Origin of the sequence: Chryseobacterium tructae (genome assembly GCF_030409875.1) — a bacterium.
Taxonomy (GTDB): domain Bacteria; phylum Bacteroidota; class Bacteroidia; order Flavobacteriales; family Weeksellaceae; genus Chryseobacterium; species Chryseobacterium tructae.
This window is the reverse complement of sequence record NZ_JAUFQR010000003.1, coordinates 270,167-286,483: the sequence shown is the minus strand read 5'-3', so window position 1 is coordinate 286,483 and position 16,317 is coordinate 270,167. Positions and strand designations below refer to the sequence as shown.

Here is a 16,317-nt window from a genome sequence, read left to right as displayed (position 1 = left end):
ATTTCTTTATCTATTTTAAGCCCCAAAGACTCTTGCCCAAGGGAACGCGAATGCAAATAAAGCTACCGCGATTAATCCCATAATGGTAATTCCCAAGGAAATGGTATCGCTTGATTTTACTTTTTTGTTGATAATGGTCATTAATACTGCTGCGATAAGCATAGAGAATGGATGTTCAACATATTGGAATCTTAATGCTGCATTTTTCATTACTTCCCCCATATTTAAGCCTTTGCTAAAAGTAGTCACTAACATAATGATTCCTATCAGAAACTGAACGTGGAAGAAAATCATTGTGAAAAGGGTAGTTTTCTTTAAAAACTTATTTACTTTTCCGCTGAAACCGAACATGGTAGCTAAAAGTGCAATGATAAATAATGCAACCAAAAGAAGTTCGAGATACCCAAATCCTTTGTGGGCACTCAACAAAATCTTGTAAAAATCCATAATCTATTTTTTTTGTACACAAAGATAACAAAAATCCCGGCTCAAAGCCGGGATTCATATTTATAAAATCTAATATTGTGATAATTAGAAGTTGAATGATAAGGTTGCAGTCCAAGTTCTACCGAATCCAAAGAATACCTGGTTAGATGCATCCAATCCTTTGTAGAAGTTTTTAGGATTGTTGATATAAGCATCATATTGTTGTTGAGCCGTAGCTGTAGAAGTAGCTGTAAAATCACCTACTGTTTTAATATGGTTACTTGTATTAGATTCTGCAATATAAGTTGTATCAAACAAGTTATATACATTTCCTCTAATTGTAAAGTACTGCTTATTGTTTAGATTTATTTATAAGAAAGACCTAAATCAAATAAGTTAAAGCTTGGTAATTTTAATGTTCCTCTATTAGCAGCAGCCTGAGTTCTAAAGTTGAAAGCATCTAAACTTGCATATAAATTGTTGGTATTTCTCCATGTAGCATCAAAGCTTAGATTTTTAACAGGTCTTACAGTAAGCCCTAATGAAGCTGTCATTTGAGCAGCATCTCCTACTTTTACTTTATCTAAGTATAATGTAGTTTCGTTGCTTGTACTTCCTGGGAAGTTAAGAGGTAAATTTGTACTGTCTTCAAAAAGAGCTGCAGTTGCATTTCCTTTATAATACCAATCTCCAAGAGAGAACATACCATTAACTGTTAATAGCTTGTTCAGGTTATAGCTTGCATCAACTTCTACCCCCATGTGAACCTCGTTTAATCCGTTCATTTCTACATAGGCTGTTTTTCCTGCTACAACATCTCTTACACCGCTTCTTCTAAGATATCTGTCATCCCAAGAAGTTCTGTAAAGGTTAACGTTAGCATTGAAGTTTGAAGATCTGAATCCATATCCGATTTCTGCACCAAATATTTTTTCATTTTTAAGATCTGAAGAAACAATATTTTCATTACTTCTGTATACTGCATTGAAGAAAGGTTGCTTTTCGTAGTATCCAATATTTCCGAAAACATTATGCTGCTCGTTGATGTTATAGTTAACACCTGCTTTAACATTATATCCAAAAAGATTTTTGAATCCTGTTTTAGTATTCATGATCTCTCCTTTTTTAGATTTTGAAACTCCATCTATAATGAAGTTATCAATTCTTTGGAATCCTTGGTTAGATACTGACCCCTGAATGAATGCAGAGACTTTGTCGCTTGTGTATTCAAACTGACCGAAAGCTCCGTACCAAAGTACTTCACCATCGTTACTATAACCAATTTGATTGTTGATATTATCGATTTTTCCTCCGAATGGGTTCCAGCTAGCTTCTGGCTTAGATACTGCTGTTACTAAGTTAGGTGGAATGTTTTTGTTGTTTTTATCAAGATATCCGCTTGCTCCCAATAAATCAGTTACTGACTGATAGTGGTAACCATAGTAATATCTTGCATCAATACCTGCAGAAAACTTAAATTTATCGTTGATTGTATGATTGAAACTAGAAATTACACCAAACCAGTTGTGTGAGTTGATAGATGCGTTTCTGATAAGAACACCTTTGTCAGGAGTTGAAGCCTGGTTAGCAGCAAAAACATCATCCATATTATACAAACCTGTGGTTTGATTTCTAAAGCTGTTTAAACTTTTTCCATTTGCAGTACCAGTCGTGTTTGTTCCACCACCTCTACCAAAAGATGCATAGAATACTGTATTAAGTTTTGATTTTTCACTCATTGACCAGTCCCAGTTTAGAGACATTACAGGCTTATGGTAATAGTTAACTCTTGTCGCGTATTCTTTTCCATTAAGGTATCCCCAATCTGAGTTATATCTTCTGTTTGGAGTTCCGTCATTATCAGGATTGAATTTTATATAGTCTGAAATAGTAATTGCATATGATCTTTGATTGTGCCATTGAGGAGCACCAGTAATTGTAAACTGGAAATCATGGTTACCGCCCGGCTTTTTATATCCTAATGCAAAATAATAATTGTATCCTTCGAATTTTGTTCCGTCAGCATACATAGATCCTGCAGTTCTACTCATTAAGAATGAAGAAGACCATCCTTTTTCAGATCTTCCGGTATTGTAAGCAAAAAGAGATTTTACATAGTCATTATTTCCAACTGCTAGAGAAACTATTCCACCTTGCTTTTTGTCAGCAGCTCTTGTAAGAATGTTTACAGTACCTCCTACAGAAGCAATTGCTAATTTGGATGATCCAAGACCTCTTTGTACCTGCATTGCAGAAGTTACATCAGATAGTCCAGCCCAGTTTGACCAGTAAACTGATCCTCCTTCCATATCGTTTACAGGCATACCGTTTACCATTACGGCAATATTGTTTTGGTTGAATCCTCTAATATTTAATTTAGAGTCTCCAAAACCACCTCCACCTTTTGTAGCATAAACGGATGGAGTTGTGTTTAGGATCTCAGGAAATTCCTGATTTCCTAATTTTTCAACAATTTGAGCTTCTTTAATTGTTGAAACTGCTACTGGTGTCTTTCTATCTTTAGCGATATCGGCAACACCAGTTAAAACAACTTGTTCAATATCATTGGATTTTGTTTTAACAGTATCCTGAACTTGTTGAGCATAATAGACACTAGCTGTAGATAAAGTAATTACTGCAGAAAGCATCGATTTGTTGATTAATTTCATAATCGTTAGTAATAATTAGATTTAATTTTCTGCAAAATTCGCAAAATATATTTTAACTATTATTAACTCAATGTTAATTTTTAATCAGTCTTAATAATGTTAAGTGTCTGGATGTCAGTAAAATGAATGAAAAACGACTTTTTGTATGAAAAAAGTCATGTTATTGAATTTTTAATAAAGAGGTAGTGTTTTTGTTAAAAATTCAACGCTATTTCACTGCTTTGAGACTCAAATCTATATTCTCAGCCGAGTGTGTTAAAGCCCCTACAGAGATATAAGTTACCCCTGTTGCTGCAATTTTTTTTAGCATATCACGAGTGATTCCACCTGAAGCTTCAGATTCCGTAGAGCCGTTTATCATTTTTACAGCTTGCTTCATGGTTTTAACATCCATATTATCAAGCATGATTCTGTCTACTTTCGCATTGATTGCCTCCTGTACTTCTTCCAAATTTCTGGTTTCAACTTCAATTTTTAACTTTTTCTTGGTTTTTTTAACATAATCCTTGGCCATTTTTACGGCATTGGTAATGCTCCCATTGTAATCGATATGATTGTCTTTAAGCATGATCATATCATAAAGACCATATCTGTGATTGGTTCCGCCACCAATAGCAACAGCCCATTTTTCACACATTCTAAAGTTTGGAGTCGTTTTTCTGGTATCTAAAAGTTTGGTTTTGGTTCCCACTAATCTTGAATCCCAGTCATGAGTAAGAGTTGCAATCCCACTCATTCTTTGCATGCAATTAAGAACAAATCTTTCTGTAGAAAGGATGGATCTTGCACTTCCGGTAACAATCAGAGCCACATCTCCTACTTTACAAGGAGTCCCATCTTTAATGAAAGTTTCAATTTTAAGATTTTTATCAAATGTTTTGAAAATGATTTCTGCTAATTCTACCCCTGCAAGGATACAGTCTTGCTTTACCAACAGTTTTGCACTTTGCTTAAGATCTTCAGGAATTGTGGAAAGAGTAGAGTGGTCTCCGTCCTGGATATCTTCTTCAAGGGCTGTTTTTATAAATGTTTTTAATGCTTTATCTGTAACGTAGGCTGGTCTTTTCATGATGGTATGCTTTTAGGCTAAATCTTTATTGTAAAATGCTCCTTTGTTTTCTGTCATTTCCATAGATTGGATGATGATGAGGTGAGCAACGGTGGTCAGGTTTCTTAATTCTGATAACTGTGGAGAAAGAATAGAGTAGTGGTAGATCTCATCAACGGCTGCTGCAATCTCCTGATGCTTTTGTAAAGCCATATTCAGACGTCTGTTGCTTCTTACAATTCCTACCAGGTCGCTCATCATTTCTTGAAGCTGCTTTCTCAGGTAGCTAACGATGACCATTTCATCCATGATCTTCATTCCTTCTTCGTTCCATTCCGGAACAGCTTTCAAATCATCGAAGTTGAATAGATTTTCATTAAGAAGAGATACCGTCTTCATGGCAGCATTATGTCCGAAAACCAATCCTTCCAGTAAGGAGTTGGATGCGAGTCTGTTGGCGCCATGTAATCCGGAATTGGTACATTCTCCTACGGCAAAAAGATTTCTGATGGAAGATTGCCCGTCTCTGTCTACTTCAATGCCTCCCATAAGATAATGACAGGCTGGTACAACGGGAATTAATTGGGTGAACGGATCAATGCCTTCGTCTTTACACTTCTTATAAATATTCGGAAAATGTTCTAAAAATTTTTCATGATTCATTTCCTTGCAATCTAAACCGACAAATTCGTCTCCGGTAATTTTCATTTCGGCGTCAATAGCTCTTGCAACAATATCCCTTGATGCAAGTTCTTCACGTTCATCATATTTATGCATGAATTTTTCGCCTCTTTTGGTTCTTAATTTAGCTCCGTCTCCACGAACAGCTTCTGAAATTAAAAACAACATTCCATCCATTTTGCTGTACAAAGCTGTCGGGTGGAACTGATAATACTGCATATTGGAAACCATTCCTTTGGCGCGGGCTACAAAAGCGATTCCGTCGCCTGTGGCAATAGTGGGGTTGGTTGTATTTTTATAAACATGTCCGGCACCTCCTGTGGCTACCAATGTGATTTTGGAAGTGATTTTCTTGATAGTTTTGGATTTCTCATCCAGAATATAGGCACCATAGCAATGAATGTCTCCTTCATTAAGTTCTTTTCCCGGAACATGGTGCTGGGTAATGATATCAATTACATAGTGGTGATCCAGAATTTCAATATTGGGACTGTTTTTGGCTGTTTCCAATAATGCTCTTTCGATTTCAAAACCTGTGATATCTTTATGGTGGACGATTCTGTTTTCGGTATGACCTCCTTCTCTTCCCAGAGCGAATTTCCCGTTTTTCATATCAAACTGGGCGCCCCATTCTACAATTTCATTGAATCTTGCAGGAGCTTCTTTTACCACCATTTCCACTACGTCGCGTTTGTTTTCTCCATCACCGGCACGCATAGTGTCTTCTATATGTTTCTCAAAATTGTCATTCTGAAAATCGGTAACTACAGCAAGGCCACCCTGTGCATATTTGGTATTGCTTTCGTCTTCATCAGACTTTGTGACAATAATGATTTTGGCATCAGGGAGTTGTTCAGAAACTTTAATGGCATAGGAAAGTCCGGAAATACCGGAACCGATTACTAATACATCCGCTTTTATCATGTGCTTGCTTTAGGTACAATCATTTAAATATTAAATAAATTTAAACAATTTTTCGTTTGGTTTTCTTACTTTTTTCATATGCTGAAAGGAGTCTTCTTCAGAACGGTAACCTAAAGCGAGGGTAACGGTTACTTTTTCTATTTCGGTGTTGATATCCAAAACTTCTTCTATTACATCCTGTCTGAAGCCTTCCATTGGGCATGAGTCTATATTTTCGATAGCAGCAGCATACATGAGATTGGCCAATACTATATAAGACTGCTTTTCTGCCCAGTTGAAAATTTCATCTTGTGTTTTTTGATTAATATGCTGGCTGATACTGTTTTTGAATGGATTCAGCGTTTCAAGAGGAATTTCTCTTACTTCTGAAATATGTTTAAAGTAACCACGGATGTAGTTTTCCTCAATGACTTTCTTAGAAACAATAACAATCAGATGGGAACAGGTGGATATCTGAGAAGGATTGTAAAAAGCGGGAATCATCTTCTGTTTCATTTCGTGACTTTCAACAATGATAATTTTGTATGGCTGAAGCCCCTGTGAACTGGCAGACAGCTTCCCTGACTCAAGAATATTATGAAGAGTTTCCTGAGGAATAATTTGATTATTAAATTTTTTCACAGAATACCTTCTGCTTAAAGCTTCCAAATAATTCATAGCACAAATTTAAGAATTGAATATGAATAAAGGGTCTTTAAAATGAAATATATCCTGCTAATTTAATGCAAAAATCACCCCGTAAAACGGAGTGACTCTTTTAATATGAATAATGAACGTGTTAATTTCTGTTTTTAACAATAATCCAACCTGCAAAGTTAACTGGAGTGTTATGCCTGTTATCTTCATTCCACGAAATTGAATACCAGTAGCTTCCTGTAGGAACCTTTCTTCCGTTGGCCGTACCATCCCATTTGTATCCATTGGTTTTGTCAGCTTTAAAAACCTGTAAGCCATATCTGTCGTAAATATTCACTTCCAGATTGGGCTTGATAGCGAGTGCGGAATAATCTATCATATCATTGATGCCATCATCATTAGGTGTGATAAGATTAATAAGATTAGGTACTGTGATATTGATTGTAATAGGTTCGCAGTTGTAACTGTCTTTTACATATATTTTAGCAACACCTCGTGTGACATCGGTGAATACATTGGAATCCTGCCAGGTGATCTTATCTGTTGAATATTGATAAGGAGGCATTCCACCATTTACGTTTACGGTGACTGTTCCTCTGGAAATGTCTACACTTGAGATAACAGGGTTCTCTGCGGGAAGTACCATAACAGGCTGTATGGTGAAACAATCTCCGGTTTTTAGTTTTACCCAGTATGTTCCTATTCCTACATTTTTAATGGATTGAGTGGTGGCTCCTGTGCTCCATTCATAGCTTTTGAATCCTGGGCCGGCATCCAGGGTTGTTGTGCTTTCCATACAGATGATTTTATCTTTTAAAACTCTGGATGGTACCGGAGCTTTTACTGTTAATGTAAGCTTGGCAATTGAAAAACATCCGGTTGTGTTGAAAACTTTTACATATGCAACACCATTAGGAGCAATATATCCACTAGGATTATTTATTTCATTGGTTCCGTTAAGAGCGTCAGTTAAAGACGGGTAATATTTTTTTGTAAATCCTGCTGGATTTGGAACAACAGCGGCATTGGTGAGATTAAAAGATGCTGTCAACGGATTGTTCTCAATAAAACATGATTCTATTGGGACATCATAAACGGTTACCGGTGGATGGGTGTTTAGGGTAATTTTGGCTGTGCTAACACATCCTTGTGATGTGATTACTCTTACGTATATTGTCCCGGGAGGAGAGACGTAAGCTGAGGGATTAGGAATCTGATTGGTACTCGCATTCAGATCATATATACTTGGATAGAATTCTTTAGTGACCCCTGTTAAGGTTGTGACCGCAGCTGTATTGAGATCAAATATACCAACTCCACCATTATTATTGTTACATTCGGTAAGACTTGCATCAGTGGCAGCAAACGGAGTAGGTTCCAGTTGTATCACGCCATCTCCATTATCGCAAAGTGTTGAGGTAGGATCTTTGACCACTACTTTAATGGTGGTATTCCCAGTGTACTGGAAGCTGGTAGGAGTAGCAATTGGGGTAGCGCTTCCCAATACGTAATAAGTGAAAGTGTAATTTCCGGGATTATTTACAAATTGTGTATTGTAGGAAGTAAGATCTACGGTTCCGTTTCCTGTGGTAGGATTGGTACACACAAAAGGTTTGATTGTATTATTTAAAATAGGGACTTTATCTACATATACTTTAGCATTTTGAATGGAGTGTCGGGCGCTTGCGCCTCCTGTTGCTGCAGAAAAACCAAAATATCCCTGTGTCATTCCTACAGCATTTCCGGAAGGTGCAAATGACTGATCAACAATAAGTACACCATCTATTTTAATTTTAATGATCCAGCTGGTTGGATTGGAAAGGTCGGTTTCTCCGTTTACTTCCACGTGTTTATAAGTAGCACCCACAAACGGTTGTGTAGGGTTTAAATCTGGAGAATGAAACGTACTTCCTGGAGTGTTATTATATTCTATATTATTTCCGGCAGTATTATTTGTGCCATACAAAACATGTATTTTACTCATTTGGCCTTCTGTAGTGTTGTTGAATATATCAAAACCTACCATTAACCCTGATGCATTAGCTGGGATACCAAGGCCGCCGCCCGATACAAATCCTGTGGGAGGATTAGCAAGATACCAAAATGTAAAGCCATCTCCACGGCCAAACTGTGTGGTTCCATTTCCGTCAATTCTGAAATCAAATTCCACTTTCCACTTGTCACAATAGCTTAAAGTGATGGGGGTAGATAGCTTTATGGCTCCGTACTTGCTTGTCTGATCTGTGGTAAGCCTAATGAAATCTCCGCTTACAATAGCATCTGAAACAAGATCCCAGCCTGTTGTATTTACTGGATTTCCGGTAAGTTGATAGGTCTGTGAAGATGTTTTTTCAGGGAGGCATAATAAAATGCCCAGTAAAATAAAGAGTAGATTTTTTTTCATAGTGGAAGGTTGTGATGTTGCTGCATGTTTAATGTCTTATTCCTGGTTCTTTACCAATACCCAGCCGGAGTATTTCGTTTCGGTGTTGTTTTTATCATTTTCATTCCATGAGATCGTGTACCAATAAGTTGCCGTAGGGATTTTTTTACCATAAGCTCTTCCGTCCCACGTATAGTTTCTTATTTTGCTGGCTTCATAAAGTTTGTTTCCGTATCTGTCGTATACAGTGAAGACTAAGTTTTTTTTGTAAGCCAATGCGGTATAATCAATGAAATCATTTTTATTATCTCCATTAGGTGTAATCGCATTGATGAGGTTGGGGACTGTGATCTGAACGCCCATAGGAGTACAGTTGTAAAAATCTTTAACAAAAACTTTTACTTCTCCTCTGGTTAGTCCGGTAAAAGTATTTGAGGTCTGCCAGTTGACTCCGTTTAAGGAATATTGATAAGGTGATCTTCCGCCTACAACATTTACCGTGATTGTGTTGTTTTGAATATCAATACTTGAGATGACGGGATTAGGAGAGGGCTTTACATATACAGTTTGTGTAGTGACGCAGTTGCCTGTTTTTAATTTAACCCAATAAGTACCTACGCTTACATCTTTTATAGAGGGAGTTGTGTCTCCTGTACTCCATAGGTATTCATCAAAGCCAGGGCCTGCATCGAGGTTGGTTTTGTCTTCTATACAGATCGTTTTATCTATGAGAATTGATGATTTAACAGGAGGAAGTACTATAAGATTGATCTTGGCGACAGCAAAACAGCCGTTAGTGTCTGTTATTTTTGCATAAACGGCAGTGCTTGTTGAAATATATTGATAAGGATTGATGATCTCGTTGGTATCATTAATAGCATTGGCAACTGTGGTGTAATATCTTTTAGTGATACCGGTGGTAAGTGGTGTTACATTAGCTGCTGTTAAATTAAATTCAGCATTGAGTATGTTGTTTTCAATAAAACAAGATTGAATGGTGGCTTCTTTTACTACAGTATCAGGATAAAAGGCAAGAGTAATCTTTGCAGTACCAGTACATCCCAATGGAGTGGTTACTTTTACATAAACCGTTCCAGGGGCGGAAAGATAGTTGTCGGGATTGAGAATTTCATTAGTTCCTGCATTTAGATCATTGAGTGTCTTGTAATAGTTCTTTGTGACTCCGGGAACATTTGTTACATTAGCAGAGTTAAGGTTGAAAATTGCAGTTCCTGCTTTATTGTTATTGCATTGGGTTAATGTTTTATCATCTGCTTTAAAAGCGGCGAGGGTTAATTGAATTTTTCCATCAGGGTTATCGCAAAGTATTCCAGCACTATCTTTGATGACAATGGTTACGGTTGTATTGGTGTTGAATTGATAATTGGCAGGATTGGAAATAGGAGTTGAGCTGCCTTGAGGATAATAAGTGAAGGTGTAGTTTCCGGGATTGGCAACAAACTGAGAATTAAAGTCAGTTAAATTTACACTTCCAAGGCCTGTCGTAGGATTGGGGCAGAAAGATTGGGTTACCAGAGGGGTTAAAATGGAAACTTTATCTGTAAAAATTTTTACATTTTTAATGGAATGTTTAGCGCTTGCAGCTCCTGTAGATGCTGAAAATCCAAATATCCCTGGGTCATAGTAGCTGCTCCGGCTGACGGAGCGAATGATTGCGAGGTAATGGTATTGCCATCTATCTTTACGGTGATGATCCAGTTGGTAGGAACTGTGGGATCAGTTACTCCGGTAACTTCTACATGTTTGTAAGTAGCTCCTACAAAGGGTTGAGTAGAGTTTAGATCAGGGGAGTGAAATGAACTTCCTGCCGTATTGTAATATTCCAGCCCATTGGTGTCTGCTGTATTGGGAACTACTCCGTAGGCAACATGAACTTTGCTCATCAGGCCGCCGCCTGCCATATTATTGTAGATGTCAAAACCTACAATCAGACCCGTAGCATTTTGTGGGATTCCCAGCCCTGCACCTTGTTGACTGGTAACCGGAGGATTAGCGAGGTACCAGAATGCAAATCCATCTCCTTTGCCGGATGAGGTTCCATTTCCGTCAATCCTGAAGTCAAACTCAACCCTCCATTTGTCACAATATTTTAAATTGATGGGATCATTTAGTTTTATGGCACCAGCATTATTGGTTACGTCATCAGTAAGCATGATGAAATCTGTGTTTGCAACTGCACTAGGTACTATAGTCCAACCTGTAGTGTTGATAGGATTTCCGGTGAGTTGATAGGTCTGGGCAAAGGAAGTTCCAGACAAGCATAGCAAAAGAATAGAGAAGTAAAATAATAAAATTTTATTCATTTCACTGGGAATTTAATTCGTGTAAATATATTAAATCCCAATTAAAAAATGGATATTTTATGTTAATTTTGTTAAAAAAATCAATTATTATTCAGAAAATAATATTTTTTAAGATAAAGTAACGAGAGTTGTAGGTGTTGTATTGGATTTTTGTGAATGAAATTAAAAGAGTGAATTGTTTTCTAATCCTTCAAAATAAGTGTCAATCTCAAGATCCGGAGAACTGGCAGCTGCTACTGCTAATTTATCACAAAGTTCATTTTCAAAATGCCCGGCATGGCCTTTCACCCAATGCATAGTGGGGGTATGTTTGTTGTATAGTTCAATGAATTTTTTCCAGAGATCAGGGTTTTTTACATTTTTCCAGCCTCTTTTAATCCATCCGGTGATCCAACTCTGATTGACGGCATCTGCTACATATTTACTGTCCGTGTAAACATGAATATCATTGTCTGTAGATTTCAATTTTTCCAAAGCAGAAATTACTGCCAAAAGCTCCATTCTGTTGTTGGTGGTCTTTCGAAATCCTTTAGAAAAAGTTTTCTGATAATTTTTTTCGGGAACACGCATGAGAATTCCATATCCGCCTTTTCCGGGGTTTCCACTGCAAGCACCATCTGTGTAAATTTCGATTCTCAAACCTGTCTTGTAAAAATTGAATTGTATTAAACTAGTAATATTAAGTTACCCAACAATGGGAAGTATTTTAATGGAGAATTATCTCTTTTAAATATTTAAAAAGGGAAATCATCATCATCATCAAAATCATTCATCGATGATCCTGAAAGCTTTGAGCTGTCGGGAAGGTCAAATGCTGCTCCTGGTTGGATTGTAGTTTTGATTTTGTCAAAACCACTTGGCTCACCAAAGTTAGAAGGGTAGCCGCCTCCCATGCCGCCATCAAGAGCTGCTTCAATATCACCAAATTTTGCAAAATGCTTTAAGAATGATAATCTGACATCAGCCGTCGCACCATTTCTGTGTTTTGCAATAATCAATTCAGCTTGATTTTCTGTAGAGGTTTCTTGTCCTTCTTCATCATTGTCCCATACCGTAATTTTGTAGTACTCGGGTCTGAAAATAAAAGAAACGATATCCGCATCCTGCTCAATCGCTCCGGATTCCCTTAGATCCGAAAGCTGAGGTCTCTTTCCGGGACGCGTTTCCACACTTCGCGAAAGCTGAGAAAGTGCAATTACCGGTACATTCAATTCTTTTGCAATAGCTTTTAAGGAACGTGAGATCATCGAGATTTCCTGTTCACGGTTTCCAACTCCTTTTCCGCCACTACCTGCGGTCATCAGCTGAAGGTAGTCGACCATGATCAGTCTGACACCGTGCTGCATAACCAGTCTTCGGCATTTTGCACGGAAGTCGAAGATGGAAAGTGATGGTGTTTCATCAATATATAAAGGAGCGTTTTCCAGTTCTGATACATTGGAGAAAAGTCTTTGCCATTCTTCATCATCAAGGGTTCCTTTTCTGAGTTTTTCAGAAGAGATTCTTGTTTCGGAAGCAATCATTCTGGTGATAAGCTGTACAGATGCCATCTCGAGGGAGAATAGAGCCATTGGGATTTTGTGACCTACAGCAATATTTCTTGCCATGGAAAGAAGGAATGCTGTTTTTCCCATCGCCGGACGTGCAGCAATAATGATAAGGTCAGAATTCTGCCAGCCTCCGGTTTCTTTATCCACATCTCTAAATCCCGAAGGAACTCCTGAAAGTCCTTCTTTATCCTTTAGAGATTTGATGGTGTCAATAGCTTGTTTTACTAATGAATTAGCGGTATCAAATCCTTTTTTTATAGTTCCGTTGGTGATCTCAAAGAAAGATTGTTCTGCTTTATCCAAAAGTTCAAATACGTCGGTTGACTCTTTGTAGGAAGAATCAATCACATTGGCAGAAACATTAATAAGACTTCTTAAAATGTATTTTTCAAGAATAACACGAACATGATATTCAATATGGGCAGATGAGCTTACTCCCATGGTCAGATCAATGATATAATGATCACCACCTGCCTGGCTTAGCTTGTCATCTTTTTTTAGATTCTGAATAATGGTCATTAAATCTACGGGGTGGTTACCTTCGTAAAGCTTTAATATAGTAGAAAAAATAACCTGATGCCTGGGATCATAAAATACTTCCGGGGTAAGAAGGTCAATGGAATGGTCAAGACCTTTTTTGTCAATCAAAAAAGTTCCGATAACAAGTCTTTCGAAATCCACTGCATTAGGAGGCATTTTTCCATCCGCAATAGAGAGCTCTTTTGCAAAGTTTCCGTGGGTAAGGGATGATAATGTTTCTTTCTGCGCCATGGTGCAAAGATAGCTTATTTAAAAAATATCAAGGAAATAGTATTCAACAAATTATTAGCAGTCTTTGTGGAAATGCGGCTATTAGGGGATTGGGTATGTTGATAAAAAAAATCACCCCAATTGGAGTGATTTTTATGATATGACTGAGAGGTTATTCTCTGTTTTTCAAGATGACCCATCCTGAGAATTTGAAAGGCGTGTTCTTTTTATCGTTCTCATTCCAGGTTAGAGTGTACCAGTAAGTACCAGTAGGTATTTTCTTGCCGGCAATGGTTCCGTCCCATTTGTATCCGTTGGACTTATCGGCCTGGTGAATTTTTACACCATATCTGTCAAAAATACTCAATGTTAGATTTTGTTTCCCTGCAATCGCTGAATAATCCATAATGTCATTAACGCCATCTCCATTTGGTGTAATAACATTTACGATGTTAGGTACCAATACTGAAACTTCAATAGGATCACAGTTATAGGCATCTCTTACATAGATTTTGTAACTGCCTCTAGGAACATTGCTAAATACATTGGAGTCTTGCCATACAACATTATCTATAGAGTATTTGTAATCAGGAGTTCCGCCTATTACATTTACTGTTATTGTAGTCGTTGCTACGTCGATGCTTGCTATAACAGGTTGTTCAGTAGGGTATACTTTTACGGTTTGCGTTGTAACGCATTCTCCGGTTGTTAATTTTACCCAGTATGTTCCTACTCCTGCATTGTTAATACTTTGTGTAGTTGCTCCTGTGCTCCATTCGTACTTTTTGAATCCAGGGCCTGCATCCAGTGTGGTTTTGTCTTCCATACAGATGATTTTATCCTGAAGTACTGTTGATTTTACCGGAGGAAGTACTTTAAGAGTTACTTTAGCAACTTTGAAACATCCTTGCGGGTTATACACTCTTACATATACTACTCCATTGGGAGCAATATAAGTTTAGGATTTGGTATTTCGTTTGTTCCATCTACAGCATCAATCAAAGAAGGAAAGTATTTTTTATCTGTACCTGAATTTTGTGGTACAACCGGAGCGTTATCAAGGTTAAATAAACCTGTAGAAGGGTTTGATTCTATGAAACAAGCTTCTATTGCAGCGTCGTATACTGTAATATCTGGGTAGAACTTTAGTTTAATTTCTGTAATTGCAATACATCCATACTCATTGGTTGCCTTTGCAAAGGCTGATCCTTCAGATGCAACGTACTGATAAGGGTTGGTGATCTCGTTAATGTTATGATCAAGGTCATACATTGAAGGGTAGTACTTCATAACAAGATTAGGGGTTACACCTATAGTTGCAGATGTCAGATCATACATTGCTGTTCCTGCATTGTTGTTATTACATGATGTAAGTGTTGCAGGGGTAAGTGTGAAAGATCTGTCAAAGAAATTGATCTCTCCAAATTTTCTACATTGATTTAAGAAGCTGAGAGGCTTGGTAGGATCAACATAAGAAATGGAATAGGCGTACTTGGTAGTTGTGTTAACCGGGATAGGAGTTGTTATAGGATCGTAATCATTCTGTGCATCCGCTTCGCTATGAAAATATTTTATAACAAAATTAGGGTTGTTATTTCTGATGTGATTAGATAACGTACCAAAATCAAACGTAACAGGGTTACCACAAATATCAATGTTTCCATCATTGTTTGCTCCAGGCTCTAAAAATGGAAAAGGCTGATAGATCTTTAATGAGTTATTGTCAAAAGGTGTAAGTAATGTTGCTGTTCCTCCGAAACTTAGTTTAAAGGAGCAATGTCAGTTGAGAAGTTGTTTAGAAGTAAATGATATACCTCTCCTGGAAGTACGTCAATATATTTAACAAAGCCAATACCGCCAGCGCCTTCTGTGGTTTCTGTTGCGGTCATATTAAGGCCTGTAAGAGGTCTGCTTAGTAAGTTACCCATTCCTGCATAAGAGCATCTCAGAGGGGTTTCTCTAGGGTTGCTGCAGCTGTGATTAGGGCCATACAAGGCGAAGTCATAATCAATGTCATAGGCTTTGGGTCCCATGGGGGTGATCAGGAAGGTTAAGGTTCCTGCTGTTTGTATGCTGAAGGTGAACCAGATGGAGTTACTTTCAGTGCTTAGACAGCCGCTTCCTTCTTTTACACTTCCGCTTCCGTTAGGTTTTAACGAGATTTCTGAATCACTACATATTGGTATAGCGGTGATACAGTCTTGTTGTGCAAAAACCATTTGGGTGATGAAAATTAGAAAAACCAGTAGATATTTTTTCATTTTGACCGATTTAAAATTGAATCCTTAGAGTGAATTATTTGTTGCTTGGGATAAGTTGTTTACCCCATCCCGGTAAAGAACCCGAGGTTGTGAATCCTGTTGCTGCTTTTTGATATTGAACTTCAGCTTCAGCCATATTGCCGGATCTTTCTGCTGATTTTGCTTTTAGGATTGCTAGTCTTGGATTATTTGGGTCAGAATTTTCCGCTTTTGCAATATATTCTGAAACAGATTGTATTGCTTTTGCTGGATTATTGTAGACATTCATTTGTATGCTTCGCAATGTGATGAGACCCAAAAGGATATTGTTTTCTGGGTTTTCCGGCTGGGAAAGTGATACTCCAAGAGCAAATTTTTCAGCTGTGCCAATAGGGTAGATGTCAGAAGCAGCAGATTTTTTTGATAATAATTCCGCTTTAAGATACATAGAAACAGCAGCGTAGTAAAAAGCTTTCCATTGTTCAGAGGTGTTGTTCTCTGTGAATTTCTTAAACAGTTTGTCGTAATCACCTTCAGTATTAACGGTGTTGAGCTGTGTAGCACTTTGTTGTAACGCTTTGTCTGTGAAAGTTTGGGCGCTTACCCATAAGCCCGTCACGAAAAAGCTTAAAATAAGTAAAATTTTATTCATAAAGAAGATATTTGTTACAAATATATGAAATTAA

13 protein-coding genes and 2 pseudogenes are annotated in these 16,317 nt (G+C 37.5%); all 15 read right to left on the bottom strand.

Annotation, left to right across the window (positions count from 1 at the left end; genetic code table 11):
• Window positions 1–15: 15 nt before the first annotated feature.
• The gene (locus QWZ06_RS25015) at window positions 16–447 is read right to left on the bottom strand and encodes a hypothetical protein (protein ID WP_290301849.1); all 432 of its coding nucleotides are present in this window, start codon (window positions 445–447) and stop codon (window positions 16–18) included.
• An 84-nt stretch (window positions 448–531) separates the two neighbouring features.
• Window positions 532–3,095: pseudogene (locus QWZ06_RS25010) on the bottom strand (TonB-dependent receptor).
• Between the two features lie 208 nt (window positions 3,096–3,303).
• On the bottom strand, window positions 3,304–4,164 hold the full coding sequence (gene nadC, locus QWZ06_RS25005) for a carboxylating nicotinate-nucleotide diphosphorylase (protein ID WP_290301847.1): 861 nt from the start codon (window positions 4,162–4,164) through the stop codon (window positions 3,304–3,306).
• A 12-nt stretch (window positions 4,165–4,176) separates the two neighbouring features.
• Window positions 4,177–5,748 (bottom strand): L-aspartate oxidase, encoded by a 1,572-nt coding sequence (gene nadB, locus QWZ06_RS25000; protein ID WP_290301845.1) that lies wholly within the window; start codon window positions 5,746–5,748, stop codon window positions 4,177–4,179.
• A gap of 30 nt (window positions 5,749–5,778) precedes the next feature.
• A complete protein-coding gene (locus QWZ06_RS24995) occupies window positions 5,779–6,405 on the bottom strand; it encodes an NAD(P)H-dependent oxidoreductase (protein ID WP_290301843.1) in 627 nt (208 codons plus the stop codon).
• A 121-nt stretch (window positions 6,406–6,526) separates the two neighbouring features.
• On the bottom strand, window positions 6,527–8,788 hold the full coding sequence (locus tag QWZ06_RS24990) for an FIDD domain-containing protein (protein WP_290301842.1): 2,262 nt from the start codon (window positions 8,786–8,788) through the stop codon (window positions 6,527–6,529).
• A 36-nt stretch (window positions 8,789–8,824) separates the two neighbouring features.
• Complete coding sequence (locus tag QWZ06_RS24985) at window positions 8,825–9,832, bottom strand: T9SS type B sorting domain-containing protein (protein WP_290301840.1); 1,008 nt, start codon at window positions 9,830–9,832, stop codon at window positions 8,825–8,827.
• 18 nt (window positions 9,833–9,850) lie between these two features.
• Window positions 9,851–9,991: pseudogene (locus QWZ06_RS28335) on the bottom strand (hypothetical protein); the annotation flags it as partial.
• A gap of 347 nt (window positions 9,992–10,338) precedes the next feature.
• Window positions 10,339–11,091 carry an L-type lectin family protein gene (locus QWZ06_RS24980; RefSeq protein WP_290301839.1) on the bottom strand — a complete coding sequence of 251 codons (753 nt, stop codon included), beginning with the start codon at window positions 11,089–11,091 and terminating at the stop codon, window positions 10,339–10,341.
• Window positions 11,092–11,253: 162 nt separating this feature from the next.
• Complete coding sequence (gene rnhA / locus QWZ06_RS24975; protein ID WP_290301837.1) at window positions 11,254–11,730, bottom strand: ribonuclease HI; 477 nt, start codon at window positions 11,728–11,730, stop codon at window positions 11,254–11,256.
• A 95-nt stretch (window positions 11,731–11,825) separates the two neighbouring features.
• Window positions 11,826–13,412, bottom strand: coding sequence for a replicative DNA helicase (dnaB, locus tag QWZ06_RS24970; RefSeq protein WP_290301835.1), 1,587 nt, complete (start codon window positions 13,410–13,412; stop codon window positions 11,826–11,828).
• A gap of 151 nt (window positions 13,413–13,563) precedes the next feature.
• Entirely contained in the window at window positions 13,564–14,313 is a 750-nt protein-coding gene (locus tag QWZ06_RS24965) for a T9SS type B sorting domain-containing protein (protein WP_290301833.1), read from the bottom strand.
• Window positions 14,314–14,324: 11 nt separating this feature from the next.
• Entirely contained in the window at window positions 14,325–14,729 is a 405-nt protein-coding gene (locus QWZ06_RS24960) for an FIDD domain-containing protein (protein ID WP_290301831.1), read from the bottom strand.
• 422 nt (window positions 14,730–15,151) lie between these two features.
• Window positions 15,152–15,652 (bottom strand): hypothetical protein, encoded by a 501-nt coding sequence (locus tag QWZ06_RS24955; RefSeq protein WP_290301830.1) that lies wholly within the window; start codon window positions 15,650–15,652, stop codon window positions 15,152–15,154.
• A 34-nt stretch (window positions 15,653–15,686) separates the two neighbouring features.
• Window positions 15,687–16,283 (bottom strand): tetratricopeptide repeat protein, encoded by a 597-nt coding sequence (locus QWZ06_RS24950; RefSeq protein WP_290301829.1) that lies wholly within the window; start codon window positions 16,281–16,283, stop codon window positions 15,687–15,689.
• Between the last annotated feature and the right edge of the window lie 34 nt (window positions 16,284–16,317).

Coding starts and splice junctions, on each gene's coding strand:
- QWZ06_RS25015 (WP_290301849.1), bottom strand. CDS start 447: ATGGATTTTTACAAGATTTTGTTGAGTGCCCACAAAGGATTTGGGTAT.
- nadC (WP_290301847.1), bottom strand. CDS start 4,164: ATGAAAAGACCAGCCTACGTTACAGATAAAGCATTAAAAACATTTATA.
- nadB (WP_290301845.1), bottom strand. CDS start 5,748: ATGATAAAAGCGGATGTATTAGTAATCGGTTCCGGTATTTCCGGACTT.
- QWZ06_RS24995 (WP_290301843.1), bottom strand. CDS start 6,405: ATGAATTATTTGGAAGCTTTAAGCAGAAGGTATTCTGTGAAAAAATTT.
- QWZ06_RS24990 (WP_290301842.1), bottom strand. CDS start 8,788: ATGAAAAAAAATCTACTCTTTATTTTACTGGGCATTTTATTATGCCTC.
- QWZ06_RS24980 (WP_290301839.1), bottom strand. CDS start 11,091: ATGAATAAAATTTTATTATTTTACTTCTCTATTCTTTTGCTATGCTTG.
- dnaB (WP_290301835.1), bottom strand. CDS start 13,412: ATGGCGCAGAAAGAAACATTATCATCCCTTACCCACGGAAACTTTGCA.
- QWZ06_RS24960 (WP_290301831.1), bottom strand. CDS start 14,729: ATGTATGATCTGACATCTGCAACTATAGGTGTAACCCCTAATCTTGTT.
- QWZ06_RS24955 (WP_290301830.1), bottom strand. CDS start 15,652: ATGAAAAAATATCTACTGGTTTTTCTAATTTTCATCACCCAAATGGTT.
- QWZ06_RS24950 (WP_290301829.1), bottom strand. CDS start 16,283: ATGAATAAAATTTTACTTATTTTAAGCTTTTTCGTGACGGGCTTATGG.